Annotated in this window: 9 protein-coding genes; 5 read left to right on the top strand and 4 right to left on the bottom strand. The window is 71.4% G+C overall.

Annotation, left to right across the window (positions count from 1 at the left end; all coding sequences use genetic code 11):
• Positions 1–18: 18 nt before the first annotated feature.
• The gene (locus C4J65_RS31570; RefSeq protein ID WP_115745497.1) at positions 19–2,004 is read left to right on the top strand and encodes an N-6 DNA methylase; all 1,986 of its coding nucleotides are present in this window, start codon (positions 19–21) and stop codon (positions 2,002–2,004) included.
• 2 nt (positions 2,005–2,006) lie between these two features.
• Here the strand turns inward: C4J65_RS31570 and C4J65_RS31565 are convergent, their stop codons facing one another.
• From C4J65_RS31565 to C4J65_RS31550, 4 genes are read right to left on the bottom strand one after another with little or no spacing between them, the layout of a single operon-like run.
• Entirely contained in the window at positions 2,007–3,305 is a 1,299-nt protein-coding gene (locus C4J65_RS31565) for a TIGR02679 family protein (RefSeq protein ID WP_115745496.1), read from the bottom strand.
• Positions 3,302–7,495 (bottom strand): TIGR02680 family protein, encoded by a 4,194-nt coding sequence (locus C4J65_RS31560; protein WP_115745495.1) that lies wholly within the window; start codon positions 7,493–7,495, stop codon positions 3,302–3,304. The genes C4J65_RS31565 and C4J65_RS31560 overlap by 4 nt, the downstream gene beginning before the upstream one ends.
• Entirely contained in the window at positions 7,492–8,841 is a 1,350-nt protein-coding gene (locus tag C4J65_RS31555; protein WP_115745494.1) for a TIGR02678 family protein, read from the bottom strand. The genes C4J65_RS31560 and C4J65_RS31555 overlap by 4 nt, the downstream gene beginning before the upstream one ends.
• Positions 8,841–10,448 (bottom strand): TIGR02677 family protein, encoded by a 1,608-nt coding sequence (locus C4J65_RS31550; RefSeq protein ID WP_240330562.1) that lies wholly within the window; start codon positions 10,446–10,448, stop codon positions 8,841–8,843. The genes C4J65_RS31555 and C4J65_RS31550 overlap by 1 nt, the downstream gene beginning before the upstream one ends.
• A 325-nt stretch (positions 10,449–10,773) precedes the next feature.
• On the opposite strand from C4J65_RS31550, the gene C4J65_RS31545 reads away from it, so the two are divergent.
• The 4 genes from C4J65_RS31545 (at position 10,774) to C4J65_RS31530 (ending at position 18,405) form a co-directional block, all read left to right on the top strand.
• A complete protein-coding gene (locus C4J65_RS31545; RefSeq protein WP_115745492.1) occupies positions 10,774–11,679 on the top strand; it encodes an endonuclease/exonuclease/phosphatase family protein in 906 nt (301 codons plus the stop codon).
• A 38-nt stretch (positions 11,680–11,717) separates the two neighbouring features.
• Positions 11,718–12,728: a LacI family DNA-binding transcriptional regulator gene (locus C4J65_RS31540; RefSeq protein WP_115745491.1), complete on the top strand. Its 1,011-nt coding sequence runs from the start codon at positions 11,718–11,720 to the stop codon at positions 12,726–12,728.
• Between the two features lie 279 nt (positions 12,729–13,007).
• A complete protein-coding gene (locus C4J65_RS31535; RefSeq protein ID WP_162833443.1) occupies positions 13,008–17,297 on the top strand; it encodes a discoidin domain-containing protein in 4,290 nt (1,429 codons plus the stop codon).
• A gap of 94 nt (positions 17,298–17,391) precedes the next feature.
• Complete coding sequence (locus tag C4J65_RS31530; protein WP_115745489.1) at positions 17,392–18,405, top strand: LacI family DNA-binding transcriptional regulator; 1,014 nt, start codon at positions 17,392–17,394, stop codon at positions 18,403–18,405.
• The last annotated feature ends 145 nt before the right edge of the window (positions 18,406–18,550 follow it).

Raw genomic sequence — 18,550 nt, 5'->3', positions numbered from 1 at the left:
GTACCTCGGAGACTGTCGATGAGTACAACCGGTTCCGTACCCGTCAGCCTCGCCGAGATCGCCCGGATCGCCGGGGTGGGACGTGCCGCGGTGAGCAACTGGCGGCGGCGTCACGACTCCTTCCCCACGCGTATCGGAGGCACGGACGTCAGTCCCCAGTTCTCCCTGGCGGAGGTCGAACAGTGGCTGCGGGACAACGGCAAGCTCGACAGCATCGCGGGGCGCGAGCTCCTGTGGCCACGGTTCGAGGTGCTCGGCAGCAGGGACCAGTCGGGTCTGGCCATCTCCGAGGCGGCCCACCGTATGCGTTCGCCACGCGCACGTTCCTCACGGGTGGAACTCTCCCCCGAGGCCGAGCGTCTGGCGGTCGAGGCGGCGAAGCTGGGGCGCAACGAGGGGACGCGCGAGACGTTCGAGTTCCTGCTCCAGCGGTGGCTCGAGACCCATGTGCGTCAGCTGAGCACCACGCCTGCGCCCCTCGCCACCCTGATGGCACGGATCGGGTTCGACGTCCGTGTCGGCGGGCCCGACGAGGGACTCACCGTCCTCGACCCGGCCTGCGGCACAGGGCACCTGGCGGCTGCTGCCGTGCAGGAGTGCGCGAGTCCGGGTGTCAGGGTGCTGGCGTGCGAGCGGGACCCCGCCCTCGCCGCACTGGCCTCCGCCCGGTTGGCGTTCGTCGCGGACGACCACGACGTCCGTACGGAGATCGCCACTGCCGACGCTCTGCGCGCGGACCCGTTCGCCCAGGTGCCGGCGGACGTCGCACTGTGCAACCCGCCGTTCAACGAGCGTGACTGGGGCTACGAGGAACTCGCCACCGACCAGCGCTGGACCTACGGTCTCCCGCCGCGCACCGAGCCCGAACTGGCCTGGGTGCAGCACCTGCTCGCCCATCTCGAGCCCGGCGGGGCGGCCGTCGTCGTTCTGCCTCCCGCGGTCGCCTCACGCAAGGCCGGCCGGCGCATCCGAGGCTCCCTGCTGCGCACCGGCGCGCTCCGGGCCGTGGTGGCTCTCCCGCCCGGCAGCGCCCAACCGCACAGCGTCTCGCTCCAGTTGTGGATCCTCAGAGCCGCTCCGGACGGCCCGGGGACGGGCTCGCCCGGCCAGGACGCGCTTCTGATCGACGCGACGCGCTTCGCGCGAACCGGCGGGCGGGAGTCCGGCCCCACCTGGGAGCCGCTCCAGGCCTTTGTCCTCTCCGCGCTGCAAGCCCTCGACCACCCGGACGTGGAGCTGCCGGACGGTGCCGTCCGGGTTCCTCTCATCGAACTTCTGGACGACGAGGTGGACGTCACGCCCGGGCGCTACACCTCGGTGCGCACCGAGCCGTCCGGCCTCGAACTCTCGACGGTCTGGAAGGAAGTGGGGGCGACGCTGACCGACCTGGCTCGTCGGGCCGAGCGCCTGTCGGAACTGGAGTTCGACGGTGACGGACCACAGACCACGGTCGGCGTCGGAGATCTCGTCAAGGCTGGTGCCCTGTCGTTGCGCGCCGGGCAGCAGCCGCTGGACGGTGCGGTGGCGTCCGGAGGGACCTCCGTGCCCCTGCTCACCGTTGCCGACCTAGTGGCGGACGGCACACCCAGCGGAAACGTCGCCGTCGAGTCGGCCCCTGTGATCGCCGAGAAGGGCGATGTCGTGGTCGCCGGTGTCGTGCGGGCGTTCAAGGCCTGGGTGCATGAGGGGCCTCCGACGGCCCTGGGACCGCAGTTGCACGCCCTGCGGGTGGACCCGGCGAAACTGGACGCGCACTTCCTGGCGGGCTGCCTGCGCGCGCCGTCCAACGGACGTCAGGCGGGCACCCACGCCTCCAGTTCGTCACGGGTCGATATCCGGCGCCTGCAGGTTCTCCAACTCCCTCTGACGGAGCAGGCGGCGTACGCCGAGGTCTTCCGGAGCCTCAGAGACTTCGAGACGCGACTCGTCAACGCCGACGGCACGGGCAGGAAACTGGTGAACGACGTGTCCGACCTGCTCGCCGCGGGTGGGCTCGGCGTCTGACCTCACCCGAGGTCCTCCAGAAGCAGATCGAGCGCCGCCTCCTCGTGCAGGGCGATTCCCACAGCGGTCATCGTGGGGGCCAATTCCGGATCCCAGGCGGCCTCGGCCGGCGGGCCGGTGAGTAGGATCGTCGGTGTGTCCCGCACTTGGGCACGTGACGCCAGGTACTCGTAGTCGGCCGCCCGCATCCGCCACGGTTCCGCTCCGTACCGCTGCGTGATCCGGTTGGCGAGTGCGATGCCGGGCCAGTCGAAGTCGCCGTGGTAGGCGAAGGTGCAGCCGGACGCCGCCAGGACATCGAGGAGGGTGAGGACGACCGTCGTCGCGCTGCCCGAGGTGCAGACCAGGGGTGCGGTACGGGCGGTGTCGGCGGCGGCCTCGACCACGCGGGGGTTCTCGCAGACGTGGACCCGGGCGCCGGGCGGCAACCGCAGAGTCAGTGTGCGTAGTTCGCGCAGGGTCAGGTGGGTTTCCCTGTGGTGGTCGGCGCGCTCGCACAGGGCCGTCTCCTGCCAGGTACCGCCGGTGGGGCGCAGGCCGTAGGTGAGGACCGTGCTGGAGACCTCGTCCGGGGTGACCGAGGCCGTGCGCCACAGGGCACGGCGGGTGGGGGCGTCGGTGGGGAACTCCGTGTCGTGCGCCAGGGCTATGCCTCGTAGGACCAGCCGGGACAGCAGGGTGCCGTCGTCCAGGCCGTGGGCGGAGCCGGTTGCTCGGGTGGCCAGTTCGCCGCGGCCCCAGGAAACGGGAGTGGGGTGCGCGTCGCCGTCCGGGAAGAGCGTGGCCAGGGTGCGGATCGCCTGGGTGACGACCGTGGCCGCGGTGTACGGGTCCTGGCGGGTGAGGGTGCCGCCGCGTCGTAGGTCCTCCAGCCACCGCTCCGTCCAAGGCTGGGACGACAGAGAGGTGGACTCCAGCTCCGTCCGGGCCGTCGACCATACGCGGGCCCGTTCGGCCGTCGCCGCGTCGCGGAGCGCCCTGCGGTCCGTCAGGGGCGGGCCCAGCGCCTCCAGGGTCGCAGCCAGGCCCCGGCCGGCCGCGCTGGTGTGCAGGCGGGCGTCCAGGTCGGAGAGGCTGATCGCGGCGGTGGTGCCGGTGACGGGTCTGGCCAGGAGGAGGGAGAGGGCCTCGCGTTCCGGTGCGTCCAGGTGCTGGAGTCTCATGGTGCCGGTGGGCCGAAGGCCGTTGCGTTCGAGACGGGCGCGGGCCGCCGTCCAGAGGCGGTTGAGGCCCGGCCGGGTGAGGAAGGCGAGGGTCTCGGCGTTCAGGGAACCCTCGTCGGCGCGTCCGGGGCGGCTCATACCGGCATCAGTCTCCGATGCCGCCCGTTCCACGTGTAGTGCAGCGTGGCCACGCCCCGTACGTGCGGGTCGCGCAGGCATTCGTAGATGTGGAGGGACGGTACGTCGGGCCAGTTGCCGATCAGGCGTTCGCTGGTGAGGACGAAGTCGAGGTCCAGGTCGACCAGGATGCGGCCGAGGCGGGCGTGGGTGGGCTCGTCGACCTTGGCGAACGCGTCGTCGAGGAGGATCAGGCGGGGTGTATGCGGGGCGGTGTCGGCGAGGCCGGTGAAGTGCGCCGCCGCCGCTGCGAAGAGGACCAGGTAGGAGAGGACGCGCTGCTCGCCCTGGCTCAGGCCCGTGCGGCCGGAGAGTTTGCGGCGGCTGCCCGGTGCCGCGTCGTTCACCACCCAGGGGGTGAACGTGAACCAGCTGCGGTAGTCCAGGGCGGTGCGCAGGTGGGCCGCGTAACCGGCGGAGGGGTCGGCGCGGCGGGCATCCTCGATACGGCGCTGGAGGACGTCGCGGAGTCGCTCGGACTGCTCACGGGTGCGCAGACCCGAGGGGCTGCGCAGGAGGTCGACGGCCGCCTTGACGTCCGCCTCCACCCCGTCGGCCAGTTTCCAGTCGAGGCTGACGCCCAGACCGTGCGAGGTGCGGACCGTGTCGAGGGTGGTGTTGAGCGCGGCGACCAGGGCGCCGGCGGCCAGCACCTGTGCGGACAGGTGATCGCCCAGCTCTCCGGTCAAAAAGCGCTGGAAGACCTCGCGTTCGCGTTCGGTCAGACGGTCGCGTGCCTCGGCGGCCTCGGTCGCGATGCGCTCGCCGACCTCGGCGATGTCGCGCGGACCCCGGTCGTCGACGAGTCGGCAGAGCTTGATGCCGTCCTGTTCCTCGATCGTCGCGTCGTAACCGCCGGAGAGCTGGTCGCGCAGTTCGGTGTGGCGGTTGAGGAGGGCGGTGTCCGAGAGGTCGCGGTGTTCGGCGTCCAGGCCGCCGCGCACGGCGTCGACCAGTCGGCTCAGTGCCGTGATGCGCTCCCTCGGGTCATGGTGGACGGGGTCCGGCTTGACGGGTCCCCCGCCCGCGTCGGCGTGGAGGCCCGCCGCCCTCAGGACGCCCGGCAGCGACAGGGCCACTCGCAGACCGCTGCCGCAGGCCAGTGCCTCGGTCTCCTGGGCGGCGAGTGCCTCGCGCCACTTCCTCTCGTCTTCTTCCGCCCGTACGCGCAGGTCGTGCACCTCGTCCCGGTCCCTCCTCGCTGGCGGGAGCTGCCGTCCCACGGCGTCCAGGCGGCGCTTCACCCCGGCCTCGCGGGCGAGGATCTCCTGCTCCGTGGCACCGAGGGCGTCTTCCAGGCCCCGGACGGTACGGCGGGCCGTCTCCAGGCGGCCCAGCGGCTCGGCGTAGTCCGCCTCGGCTTCCCGGCGGGCGGACTCGGCGCGCTCGTGGTCCGTGCGGCCGGCGCGGTGGCTCTCGGTCGTGGACAGGACCGCGCTGATCCGCCGCCGCAGCTGCTGGGTGCCCTGTCCGAGGCGGTCGAGGGCCAGGCGGACCGTGCCGAGTGCGGCCGGGTTCACCGGGAGGTCCTGGGCACTCGCCGTCGCCTCGGTCTCACGTCGGACGGTGACCGCGCGGGTGCGTGCCTGCTGCGCCTCCCGGGTGGCTGCGGACGCCTGCGCGGCGAGGGACTCGGCGGCACGCTCGGCCTCGGCCGTTCGGGCCCACGCATCGGTCAGTCCTCGTGCCGAGGGCGGTCGGCGCAGGGTGCCGCCGACCTGGTCGCGGTGCTCGGTGAGGACGCGCAGCCGGTGCCGACGCTGCTCAAGCTCGTCCTGTACGTCCCTCAGCCTGCGGTCGATGTCCGCCAGTGCCCGGCGGCGGGTCTGGGCGCGTACCTCCGCGCCCACGTACTCGGCGGTCTGCTTGGTGTGGCGGCCGCGGGCGATGCCGAGCCGCCAGGAGCCGTCGGTTCCGATCGCGGTGTGCGGCCCGGTCTCTGCCACGTCCACCGGGTGCACCTCAGGGCTCTCGGCGAGAGCCATCGATCCCAGCACACGCTGGACCTGCTCCGCCGTCACTCCGCTGTCCGGTGCGGCGACCGGCCGCAGTACGCGGGTGAGTGACGGTCCCGTGACCGGTGATCCTGGAGCCACGAGGGTGTCGTACGTGGCCGGGTCAAGGACCGTACCGTCGGTGCGCACCCAGGCGTCGAGCAGGCCGCTCGCCTCCAGCGCGGCTTCCAGCCCCGCCCGCGCGTCCGCCTCCAGGCCGGATACGAAGTCCACGAGCCGGTACAGCGGCGCTCCTGTGCCGGGCGTGCGGGGAGCAGTGCGGTGGGGCGGGGGTGGCGGCTCGGGGTCGGTGAGGTGTTCCCATTGCTCGCGCCGTTGCCGAAGGCCGTCCCGTTCGCTCTTGAGGCCGTGGACGGTCAGGGAGAGAGCGTCGCGCTCCTCGCCCAGGTCGGTCAGCCACAAGTCGACGGCCGAACGGGCCGTGTCGGCCAGCTCATCGGGGGTCTGGGCGGGCAGTGGGCCGTCGGTCTGGTCGTAGGCGATCAGGGACAGCACGTCGTCCAGGGGCAGGCCGGTGAGCTTGCGCAGTTCGCCGGTCCAGGCTCTGGCGGCATCCGCGTACGCCGCCCCCTCGCCCACGGTTTCCTCCCGGCGTCGCTCCGCCTGGGTGCGCGCGTGCTCCGCCTGTTCTTCCAGATGTTCTCGGGCGGCGTCGGCGTCGTCCGCCTGCCGCTGGGCCGCGTCCGACCGCTCGATGAGGGCGCCCAGTTCCGTGACGAACCGGGCGCGGTTCCTGATCACCGGCTGTGCGGCGTCGAGCCGGGCGTCCCAGGCGTGGAGGGCGGTCGTGCAGATCTCGGTGTCGACGGCCAGCACCTCGCTGTGCCGGACCAGGTGGAAGTCTCCTTCAGGGGCGGTCAGTTCTGCGGTGGTGGCGAGTGCGACCGGGGCGACGGGTGTCCCCACGGGCTCTCCCAGGTGCACGGAGTCCACCCCGGATCGCTCTGCGTCTCGCAGCAATTCTCCGTGTCCGGTGGTCAGTTCGACCAGCTCTTGGCCGAGCCGTCCGGTGTCGGCGGTGAGCCGCCGCCCCGCCGCCTCCTCGTTGATATGCGCCTGGCGGACGGCCTTGAACGCGGCGCCGGCCGCGCTGTGCAGCGCGGTGACGGTGGCGCGCTTCTCTCCGAGTTCGCGCAGGCTGCGGTATCCGGCACTGGCGTGCAGCGCGGCCAGGTCCGTCTCGGCCGCGTTCGTCTCGCTCTCGAGGGTTGCGATGCGGCCGTCGAGTTCCTGTTCCCGTTCGCGGAGCGCTTCCGCTTCGTGTGCCGCGTCACCCGCGGACCTGCGGTGTTCCGTCAGTCGCTGAAGCTCATCGCCGGTCCGGTCGGTGCGCCGGCGCAGCGCTCCGTGGAGGTAACCGCGGTAGCCGGTGAGGAAGGTGCGCAGCGCCCGGTCGGTGCGTTCGAGGCGTCCGAGGTAGGCCCTGACGGAGTCGAGGTCGTCCAGGCTGCGGGCGACCTTCTCCACGACCTCGTCGTCGAGGGCGGGCAAGGTCTCGGCGAGGACCGAGACCAGTCCGCCGGAGTCGATGCGGTCACCGATGGTGGGGCGGCGCAACCGGTGCAGCAGGTGGAGCAGGTTGCGGTAGCGCGCCGGGTCGGTGAGGCCGAACAGATCGCGGGCGACCCTGGCCCGGTGCTCGACGGCGCGTTCGGTGATGTTCTCCGGGCCGACCAGCGACTTCAGCCGGTCGACGGGGAGCGGGTGGCCGGCGGGGGCGAGGTCGAGGTCCCCGCCGACCCGCAGCCGGGTGGTGAAGAAGAAGGGCTTCGCCGTCTTGGTCGACTGGGACGCCCGGACGGCCGCGCCGATAGTCAGATGCCGGTCGTTCCCCTCCTCGTCCGTCCGCGCGAACTCCAGCCACAGGTAGCCCAGCCTGTTGGTCTGTGCGAAGCCGTCGAGCATCAGCCAGGCCAGGGTGGTGCGTCCGGTTCCCGTGGCGTCAAGTGCGCGGGCGTCACCGTCGAGGAGGTAGGGCAGCAGCATCTCCAGGGCCTTGGACTTGCCCGCGCCGTTCTTGCCGCGCAGCAGCATGCGGCCCTGGCCGAAGGTGAACTCCTGGTGGTCGTACTGCCAGACGTTCCGGATGCCCGCGCGGTGCAGTCGGTAGCGGTGCGGGGACTGCGGGCGGTTCATCGGGGTGACTCCTTCGGGGTGTCCGGGGCGACGTCCGCCGGGGAGGGGGTGGTACGGGGCTTGACCGCCACCTTCGTGGCGTACCGGGCGGCCGCGGCGAGCAGGATCCAGCCGCCGCCGTCGGTGCGGCTCTGGCCGCGCGCCTGGGAGACGTCGGTAACGGAGCGGCCGTCGGCCGGGTCCCGCTCGTATCCCTCCGGCCCGCCGGTCCCGTCCGCGCGGACGGGACCGGCGGGAGCCATCAGGTTCATGCGGACGAGCAGGTCGAGTACGGCGGCCAGGAATCCGTCCCGGTCCTCCAAGTGGCCGCGCTGCCAGGTGCCGCGCTTGCCGTACTCCTCGATCAGTTCGTCGAGCAGGCCGGGCAGCAGCCCGTCGGGGACGGGTACGCCGATGACGAGCCGGCCGCCGACCGCCGGATGGCCGGGCTCTTCGGGGCGCAGCCGGTCGGCCAGCCGTTCCACCAGGAGCAGCGCGGCCTGGGCGACCGTGCCGGTGCCGGGCAGGTGCAGGTCGGTGAGTTCGTCGTCCGTGTCGATCAAGGCGATGCCTTCGGCGCGGATCTCGGCTTCCAGGCCGAGCAGTTCGGAGAAGGCCTGCGCCTCGCGCCGCTGCCGGGTGCGCAGCCATTCGCGTTCGGCGTCGGTGAGGTCGTCGAGGTGGACGACGGGGGTTTCGACGAGACGCCGGCGGACGTAGGTACGGGGTCCTCCGAAGCCGGGGTCGGCGGCCCGGCGCACGAGGTCCGCGCCGTCGCGGCTCTGGGCGAGCGGACCCGCGACGACGGCCCGGGCGATGTCGCGGTCCACGGTCAGCAGTGCCTCTCCGGCCCGTTCCTCGGCGACGGCCGCCACCCGGCCCTCGGTTTCCACCAGGACGCCCCAGTCGACGAGTTGCCGCAGGGCGGCCGCCAGGGTCCGCCGCTCGGCCTGCCGCCCGGCGTCGGTGATCTCGATTCCGGCGTCGACGGCCGCGGCGCGCAGGTCGGCGACGAGCTGGGAGAGCAGGAGCTGTTCCGGGGCGGTGACGAGGACGGACAGGGCCAGGGCCAGGTAGGCGTACGTCGGCGGGGTGAACGGCGTGCCGGTCGACGGGCGTTCCAGGCGGTGGCCCGATCCCGGTCCGAGGCCCGCTTTGAACAGCCGGGCATAGGAGGCTTCCACCAGCAGGCGGTAGCCGAACACCTGCTGGAAGCGCTGGGCGAGCCAGTCGGCGTGGCGCCGGATCAGTGGAAACGTGTCGCTGTGCGGGCCGGCGCTGGTGACCAGGGGGTGGGCCAGCAGAAGCCGGGCGGCGGTGCGGCGTTCGGCCGCGAGGGCGACGTCGTGGGCGGACGGCAGGGGCATCAGGCGCTCGCCTCTTCGGCCTCGGGCATCGTCTCCCCCACCGCGGGTGCGGAGGTGCTTTCGACGGCCACGGTGAGATCGTCCGCGGTCAGGTCGCCGTCCACGGACCGCAGGACAGTGGACCGGCCTGGCGTGCGCCATGCGGTCAGCCGGATGCCGAGATCAGCGTCGTCCGCCTGCGCGCCGTCGAGCAGGAAGTCGCCGGATGCTTTGTTCAGCCGGGCGTTGCCGAGGGCCGTGGTGAGCAGCTCCAGCAACAGCCGCATGGCCGGGGCACCGAGCCTCACCTGGTCGAACCGGCCCGAGGCGCTGCGCAGTTCGTCAGCCGCCGTCTGCCGGGCCTCGGCCTGCGCTCGCGCCTGCTCCATGAGGCGGAGCTTCTGCTCGGAGTGGTCCTCGGCCGCCGCCGCACGTCCGCGCGGGGTCCTGCTGCCGCGCTCGCGCAGCGCCACCGGCACGTCGACCACGGGGCCGGTCCACCAACTCACGTAGGCTGGCACGGACTGGTCGGGGTCCGGGGCGACTCCCAGGTGCCGCGCGCCGTAGAGCCCGAAGGCGGCGACCGCGAGGTCGTGGGCCTCGTCGGGCTCCGCGGCGTCGAACCAGGCCGCAAGCCGCAGCAGGTCCTTGCGGCGGGACATCTCGCCGGAGGCCGAGCGCAGCATCCGCTTGGCGTTGGCGAGCAGCGACTGCAGGGCGCGCAGGGTGGCGTCCCGCAGCTGGTCCACCTGGCTGGAGTGCGCTCCGGTGACGGTGAACCACTCGCGCAGTCCCTCCCAGTCCGCGAGGTCCCGGCCGCGGCTGCGCTGCACCCGGGTCTCGGGCAGTCCGTCGGCGAGTGCTCCGATACCCGTCGCGTGCGCGTCGATTCGGGCGAGCAGCGCCGGCAGGTGCGGCCGGAGGACGTCAAGGTGGGCAGCGATGCGCGGGGCCCGGAAGGAGACGTCCTCGGTGATGGCCTCCACGTAGTCGAGCAGCAGTTCCTTGAATCCCTGGTACTCGGCCGAGTCGAGGTCGTAGCGCGCCAGCACCTGTCCCAGGTAGGCGTAGAAGTCCCGGACCGACTCGGCGAACTCGGCGAACTGCACGAAGAGGGTGCTGATCCGCTCAAGCGCCCGCTGCGGATCCGCGCCGCCCGGCGCCGCGGCCATGGCGGCGATCTCACGCAGACCGCGGTCGACGAGGGCCAGTAGCTCGCTGCTCACCTCGCGGGCGGCGTCCGCCCCGCCCAACACTTCGTCCGCGTCCCGCTGCACGCGCTCGCCCAGCTTCGACAGCTGGTAGCGCGACCGGGAGCGCTGGTACTCGGCGATGCTCGTCGCCTTGACGGTGTGCGTGCTGCGCAGCAGATTGCCCCAGCGCACGAGCTCTTCGAGCCTGCGCGCGAGCGTGTCCGCGTCCAGCGCCGCCCCCGGGCCGCCGCGCTCGGCCAGCTTGGCGAGGAGGTCGGGTATGGACAGGTCGGCGAGCAGCGTGCCACAGAACACCCGCATCACCGCCACGTACTCCAGACGCTCGGGCGCGCTGAGGTAGGCATACGCGCTCAGCCGCTGCCACGCCTCCGCGCCGGTCTCCCCCGCTGGTGCTCGTGTTTCTTTCCCCTTCACGCTGCCGAGCGTACGGACTGACACTGACAGTGCGGGGGAAAGCCGGGGAAAGCGGGCCGATCACACCGTGCCGCTCTTGTCGTGCTGCTCATGAAGGAGAGCGCGCCCGGGTGCGGGCTCAGTGATCGCCTTGCCCCGGGAACCCGATCACCCAAGTGGATCGTCCTGAGGGGCAACGACGAGTGGACGGGAAACGATGGTGGAGCGGGCGGGCCCTGGTGCGGCTTCGGCGGTGAAGGCGGTGCGACGGTGGGTGAGGCGGCCGGGATGGACTCAGCGGACGAATGGGCCGACCCGGTCTGCCTGGACGCGCGGGCGTGGACGGGTGCTCGCCGGGGTGGCGGTGTGCACCGCTCTCCTGCTCTCGTTCCACCGTTCGGTGCCCAACGGCGTGGGCGGGCTGGGGAGTCTGTTGGAGTCCTTCCTGCCGTGGCTCGGTGTGGTCGTCGTGGTGCTGCTCGTCCTGGCGCTGGTGCGCCGCTCGGGGCTCGCCCTGGTGGCGCTGCTGCTGCCGGCGGTTGCCTGGACGTATCTCTTCGGCGGGCTGCTCCTGCTCGCGCCGGAGCCGGGGGCCGACGACCTGGTCGTGGTGCAGCACAACGTCAGCGACGAGAACACCGACCCCGAGGGCACGGCGCGTGCCCTGGTCCGTGCCGAGCCCGACCTCGTCGCGCTGGAGGAGCTGGTGCCGCCGGCGCTGGAGGCGTACGCGACGGCACTCGCGCCGGACTATCCGTACCGGACGGTCCGGGGCACCGTCGGCCTCTGGTCGAAGCATCCGCTCTCCGGCTCCCGTCCCCTCGACATCAAGCCGCGGGGCATCGAGGAGGAGTGGGAGCGCGGGCTGCGGACCGTGGCGCACACGCCGCGCGGTGAAGTCGCCGTCTATGTCGCGCACCTGCCGTCGGTCCGGGTGGGGGCGGGCGGTCTCGCGTCGTCCTGGCGGGACGAGAGCGCCCGTCTGCTGGGCGACGCCCTCGACGCGGAGGAGCTGCGGCGGGTGGTCCTGCTGGGCGATCTCAACGGCACGGTCGACGACCGGGCGCTGCGTCCCCTGACCGACTCGCTGAACGTGGCCGAGCGGGGCCTCGCCCTCAGCTTTCCCGCCGGTCTGCCGCTGGCCCGGATCGACCAGGTGATGGCCCGCGCCGGGACCGTCGGCGCCCTGCGCACCCTGCCCGCCACCGGCAGCGATCACCTTCCCGTCGTCGCCCAGGTCTCCTGGGAGTGAAGCAAGCCGCTTGCGGTGTTTGCGTTAGCCTTGCGTCTGTGACGCGACGACTTGCTCAGGTGGCGAAGAAGGTTGGGGTCAGCGAGGCCACGGTCAGCCGGGTGCTCAACGGCAAACCGGGAGTCTCGGAGACGACCCGGCAGTCCGTACTGAGCGCGCTGGACGTCCTGGGCTACGAGCGGCCCACCCAGCTGCGGGGCGAGCGCGCCCGCCTGGTCGGCCTGGTCCTGCCCGAGCTGCAGAACCCGATCTTCCCCGCGTTCGCCGAGGTCATCGGCGGCGCCCTCGCCCAGCAGGGGCTGACCCCGGTGCTGTGCACCCAGACCAAGGGCGGCGTCTCCGAGGCCGACTACGTCGAGCTGCTGCTCCAACAGCAGGTCTCCGGAGTGGTGTTCGCGGGCGGTCTGTTCGCGCAGGCGGACGCGCCGCACGACCACTACCGGCTGCTCGCCGAGCGCAACATTCCCGTGGTGCTCATCAACGCGTCGATCGAGAACCTCGACTTCCCGTGCATCGCCTGCGACGACGCCGTCGCCGTCGAGCAGTCCTGGCGGCATCTGGCGTCGCTGGGGCACGAGCGCATCGGCCTGGTGCTGGGCCCCTCCGACCACATCCCCTCCCGCCGGAAGCTGGCCGCCGCCCGCGAGGCGGCCCGGGCCGCGGGCTCGGAGCTGCCCGAGGAGTTCGTCGAGCGGGCCATGTTCTCCCTGGAGGGCGGCCAGGCCGCCGCCACCCGCCTCCTGGACCGCGGCATCACCGGCATCATCTGCGCCAGCGACCCCCTCGCCCTCGGCGCCGTCCGCGCCGCCCGCCGCCGCGGACACCACGTACCCCACGACGTCTCCGTCGTCGGCTACGACGACTCCGCCTTCATGACCTGCACCGAACCACCCCTCACCACCGTCCGCCAACCCATCGAAGCCATGGGCCGCGCCGCCGTCGACCTCCTCTGCGCACAAATCCAAGGCACCGAAGTCCCCCACGGCGAGCTGCTCTTCGAACCGGAACTCGTGGTCCGGGGCTCCACGGCCCAGCCGGCCGCCCGCTGACGGCTCCCCTCTCCTCCCCCCTCTCCCCCTCTCCCCTTCTTGAGCGCAAGTTCCTTGCGGGAAATGGCAGTGGCTTGCGGCTGTGCGACGTAGCTCGTGAAAGCCGCTGATCCGAGGCATGCCCCGACGCCGCTCCGGGCCTCTCCGACGCCAACGGACCCTGTGGCATGCCCACTTCACGCCGTCCATCCTGTAGACGACTCAACATTTCTCTGCAACTCTGCGAGCGCTCCGCGTAAATGTCAGAGAACATTGAGTGTCTACCTGATGTGGGGACAGATGAGAAACCGGAACTGGAGGTCGCGAGCCCTGTGCACCGTGGTCGCGACCAGTCTCCTGGCGTTGGGAGGACCGCTGCTGTCGGCCACGGCAGCGGGTGGCCCCAACATCGCCGTGGGAGACGCCACGGCGGCGAGCAGCTCGCACGGTGAGTACGGCGCCGCCAACATCACCGACGGCAACCAGGGCACCTACTGGCAGAGCGGCGGCGGCAGCCTGCCCCAGTGGGTCCAGACCGACCTCGGTGCCACCGAGCGGATCGACGAGGTCGTCCTGCGGCTGCCCGCCGGCTGGGAGAGTCGCGATCAGACGCTCTCCGTCCAGGGCAGCGCCGACGGTTCGGGCTTCAGCACGCTCAAGACCTCCGCCACCTACGCCTTCGACCCGGGGTCGGGCAACACGGTCACCATCGCCTTCCCCGCCACCCAGACCCGGTTCGTGCGGGTGAACGTCACGGCGAACACCGGGTGGCAGGCGGCCCAGCTCTCCGAGCTGGAGGTGCACGCGGCCGGGGAGTCGTCCGTGAACCTCGCCGCCGGCCGGCAGCTGACGGCGAGCAGTTCCACGGGCGCGTACACCCCCGGCAACGGCAACGACGGCAACCGGGCCAGCTACTGGGAGAGCGCCAACAACGCCCTGCCGCAGTGGCTCCAGGCCGACCTCGGCTCCGCACGCCGGGTGAACCGCGTCGTACTGCGGCTGCCGGACGGCTGGCCGACCCGCAGCCAGACGCTGAAGATCCAGGCCAGTGACAACGGCTCGGACTTCACCGACCTGACCGCCGCGAAGGCGTACACGTTCGACGCGGCGGGCGGCCAGTCGGCCACGGTCACCTTCGACGCGGCCACCGCGCGCTACCTCCGGGTCCTGGTCACGGCCAACACCGGCCAGCCCGCCGCCCAGGTCTCCGAGCTGGAGGTCTACGGCCCGGAGACGGGTGACACCCAGGCGCCCACGACCCCGGCGAACCTCGCGTTCACCGAGCCCGCCACCGGGCAGATCAGGCTGACCTGGAACGAGTCCTCGGACGACACCGCCGTCACCGGGTACGACATCTACGCCAACGGCGATCTGCTGACCTCGGTCGCGGGTGACGTCACCACGTACACGGACACCAGGCCGGCCGGCACGACGGTCACCTACTACGTGCGCGCCAAGGACGCGGCCGGCAACCAGTCGGGCGACAGCAACTCGGTCACCCGCCGCGCCGACACCGGCGACACGCAGGCACCCACCGCGCCCTCGAACCTCGCCCTCACCGAACCGGCCGCCGGGCAGGTCAGGCTGACGTGGACCGCCTCCACCGACGACAAGGGCGTCACCGCCTACGACGTCTACGCCAACAACCAGCTCCGCAAGAGCGTCGCCGGTGACGTCACCACCTACACCGACACCCAGCCGGCGTCGGCGAACGTGACCTACTTCGTGCGGGCCAAGGACGCGGCGGGCAACGAGTCGGGCGACAGCAACTCCGTGATCCGCAACGGCACCAAGGACGGCTCGAACCTGGCGGTCGGCAAGCCGATCAGCGCCTCGTCCCACATCCACACCTACGTCGCCGAGAACGCCAACGACAACAGCACCTCGACCTACTGGGAGGGGGCGGCGGGCAGCTACCCGAACACGCTGACCCTGAAGCTGGGCGCGAACGCCGACGTCGACAGCGTCGTCCTCAGGCTCAACCCCGACACCGGCTGGTCCAGGCGCACCCAGAACATCGAGGTGCTCGGCCGCGCCCAGGACGGGTCCGGCCTCACTTCCCTGGTGGCCGCGAAGGACTACGTCTTCGATCCCGCGAGCGGCGGCAACAGCGTGACGATACCCGTCGGCGAACGGGCCGCCGACGTCCAGCTGAAGTTCACCTCCAACTCCGGGGCGACGGCCGGGCAGGTCGCCGAGTTCCAGGTCGTCGGCACCCCGGCGCCCAACCCGGACCTCGAGGTGACCGGGCTGACCACGTCGCCCGGCTCCCCCGTCGAGTCGGACGAGATCACTGCGACCGCCACCGTGCGCAACAGCGGTGCCGCGGACGCTCCGGCCGGCAAGGTCGCCGTCCGGCTGGGTGACACCAAGGTCGCCACCGCCGACGTCCCCGCCCTGGAGGCGGGTGCGCAGCGCACGGTCAGCGCGTCCCTCGGGGCCCGCGAGGCAGGTTCGTACGAACTGAGCGCGGTCGTCGACGAGGCGAACGAGATCATCGAGCAGAACGAGACCAACAACACCTACACCCGGCCCGAGCCGCTGGTCGTCAAGCCGGTGCAGAGCTCCGACCTGGTCGCCGCCGCCGTCACCACCACGCCGTCCAGTCCGGCCGCCGGTGACGACGTGACGTTCGGGGTCGCGCTGAGGAACCAGGGCACCCAGGACTCGGCGGGCGGCGGCCACGCGGTGACGCTCGCCCTGGTGGACTCCAAGGGCAGCACGGTCAAGACCCTCACCGGCACGCACTCCGGTGTCATCGCCGCCGGCTCGACGGCCCCGGCCGTGAACCTCGGCACCTGGAAGGCGGCCAACGGCTCGTACTCCCTGAAGGTCACGGTCGCCGACGACGCCAACGAGCTGCCGGTCAAGCGGGAGAACAACACCTCCACGCAGCCGCTGTTCGTCGGGCGCGGCGCGAACATGCCGTACGACATGTACGAGGCGGAGGACGGGACGGTCGGCGGCGGTGCCACCGTGGTGGGACCCAACCGGACCATCGGTGACATCGCCGGCGAGGCGTCCGGGCGCAAGGCCGTCCACCTCGACAAGACGGGCGAGTACGTCGAGTTCACCACCAAGGCGGACACCAACACCCTGGTGACCCGCTTCTCCATCCCGGACGCGCCGGGCGGCGGCGGCATGGACGCCACGCTGAACGTCTACGTCGACGGCGTCATGAAGAAGGCGCTGCCGCTGACGTCGAAGTACGCCTGGCTGTACGGCGCCGAGGCGTCGCCGGGCAACTCCCCCGGTGCGGGCGCCCCGCGGCACATCTACGACGAGGCGCACATCATGCTCGGCGAGACCGTCCCGGCGGGCAGCACGATCCGGCTGCAGAAGGACGCGGCGAACACCTCCGACTACGCGATCGACTTCGTCAACCTGGAGCAGGTCTCGGCGGTGCCGAACCCCGACCCGGCGGCGTACGCCGTACCGGCCGGGTTTACGCACCAGGACGTGCAGAACGCGCTCGACAAGGTCCGCATGGACACCTCCGGCAAGCTGGTCGGCGTGTACCTGCCGCCCGGCGACTACCAGACGTCGAGCAAGTTCCAGGTGTACGGCAAGGCGGTGAAGGTGGTCGGCGCCGGTCCCTGGTTCGCCCGGTTCCACGCGCCGACGACGCAGGACAACACCGACATCGGGTTCCGTGCCGAGGCGAGCGCGAAGGGCTCGACGTTCGCGAACTTCGCCTACTTCGGCAACTACACGAGCCGCATCGACGGGCCGGGCAAGGTGTTCGACTTCTCCAACACCTCGGACATCGTGATCGACAACATCTGGAACGAGCACATGGTGTGCCTGTACTGGGGCGCCAACACCGACCGGATGACGATCAAGAACTCCCGGATCCGCAACATGTTCGCCGACGGCATCAACATGACCAACGGCTCGACCGACAACCTCGTCTCCAACAACGACGCCCGGGCGACCGGTGACGACAGCTTCGCGCTCTTCTCGGCGATCGACGCGGGCGGCGCGGACATGAAGAACAACCTGTACGAGAACCTCACGACCACGCTGACCTGGCGTGCCGCGGGCCTGGCCGTCTACGGCGGCTACCACAACACCTTCCGGAACATCCACATCGCGGACACCCTGGTCTACTCGGGCATCACCATCAGCTCGCTGGACTTCGGCTACCCGATGAACGGGTTCGGCACCGATCCGACGACCTTCGAGAACGTCTCGATCGTCCGGGCCGGCGGGCACTTCTGGGGCGGGCAGACCTTCCCGGGCATCTGGGTGTTCTCGGCGTCCAAGGTGTTCCAGGGGATCAGGGTCAGCAACGTCGACATCGTCGACCCGACCTACAGCGGCATCATGTTCCAGACGAACTACGTGGGAGGTCAGCCGCAGTTCCCGATCAAGGACACGGTCTTCACCGACGTCTCCGTCACGGGCGCGCACAAGAGCGGTGACGCCTTCGACGCCAAGTCCGGCTTCGGCCTGTGGGCCAACGAGATGCCCGAGGCTGGGCAGGGACCCGCGGTCGGTGAGGTCACCTTCAACGGGCTGAAGCTCGGCGACAACGCCGTGGACGTCCGCAACACGACCTCCACCTTCAAGATCATCCGCAACCCGTAGACCTGGCTGCAACAAGGGCTCGGCAGTAGCTGTTGTCGGGCAGGCCACTGACTGGCGCAAGTCTCTTGCGGAGACTTGCGCTAGTCTTGCGTTTGTGACGCGACGACTTGCTCAGGTGGCGAAGAAGGTTGGGGTCAGCGAGGCCACGGTCAGCCGGGTGCTCAACGGCAAACCGGGAGTCTCGGAGACGACCCGGCAGTCCGTGCTCAGTGCGCTGGACGTCCTGGGCTACGAGCGGCCCACCCAGCTGCGGGGCGAGCGCGCCCGCCTGGTCGGCCTGGTCCTGCCCGAGCTGCAGAACCCGATCTTCCCCGCGTTCGCCGAGGTCATCGGCGGCGCCCTCGCCCAGCAGGGGCTGACCCCGGTGCTGTGCACCCAGACCAAGGGCGGCGTCTCCGAGGCCGACTACGTCGAACTGCTGCTCCAACAGCAGGTCTCCGGGGTCGTCTTCGCCGGCGGCGGCCTGTTCGCGCAGGCGGACGCCCCGCACGACCACTACCGGCTGCTCGCCGAGCGCAACATCCCCGTAGTACTCGTCAACGCCTCCATCCCCGATCTCGGCTTCCCCTGCGTCGCCTGCGACGACGCCGTCGCAGTGGGACAGTCCTGGCGGCACCTGGCGTCCCTCGGTCACGAGCGCATCGGCCTGGTGCTGGGCCCCTCCGACCACATCCCCTCCCGCCGGAAGCTGGCCGCGGCACAGCAGGCCGCCGAGGCGGCGAACGGCTCCCTGCCCGACGCGCACGTGGAACGGGCCATGTTCTCCCTGGAGGGCGGCCAGGCCGCCGCCACCCGCCTCCTGGACCGCGGCATCACCGGCATCATCTGCGCCAGCGACCCCCTCGCCCTCGGCGCCATCCGCGCCGCCCGCCGCCGCGGACACCACGTACCCCACGACGTCTCCGTCGTCGGCTACGACGACTCCGCCTTCATGACCTGCACCGAACCACCCCTCACCACCGTCCGCCAACCCATCGAAGCCATGGGCCGCGCCGCCGTCGACCTCCTCTGCGCACAAATCCAAGGCACCGAAGTCCCCCACAGGGAACTGCTCTTCGAACCGGAACTGGTCGTCCGCGGCTCCACCGCCCAGGTTTCCACCCGGTAGCGGGAACCCGGCATCTTCAACGTCCTGTCAAGCATTTACGAAATCAGCGCGAGATATTGCGTTCACTTGTTCACGGTGGTTGAGTGAGCGGCGCCCCACAACGCATCGGCGGTGGGGCGCCTTCCACGTTCATGCCCGAAGGGGA

The sequence above is a fragment of the Streptomyces sp. CB09001 genome (assembly GCF_003369795.1).
Lineage (GTDB): Bacteria > Actinomycetota > Actinomycetes > Streptomycetales > Streptomycetaceae > Streptomyces.
The sequence above is the reverse complement of the archived record's forward strand: the minus strand, read 5'-3'. Positions and strand labels throughout refer to the sequence as shown.

Bases quoted from the DNA above. Each gene is read 5' to 3' on its own strand.
- C4J65_RS31570 (WP_115745497.1), top strand. From the start codon at position 19: ATGAGTACAACCGGTTCCGTACCCGTCAGCCTCGCCGAGATCGCCCGG.
- C4J65_RS31560 (WP_115745495.1), bottom strand. From the start codon at position 7,495: ATGAACCGCCCGCAGTCCCCGCACCGCTACCGACTGCACCGCGCGGGC.
- C4J65_RS31565 (WP_115745496.1), bottom strand. From the start codon at position 3,305: ATGAGCCGCCCCGGACGCGCCGACGAGGGTTCCCTGAACGCCGAGACC.
- C4J65_RS31535 (WP_162833443.1), top strand. From the start codon at position 13,008: ATGAGAAACCGGAACTGGAGGTCGCGAGCCCTGTGCACCGTGGTCGCG.
- C4J65_RS31555 (WP_115745494.1), bottom strand. From the start codon at position 8,841: ATGCCCCTGCCGTCCGCCCACGACGTCGCCCTCGCGGCCGAACGCCGC.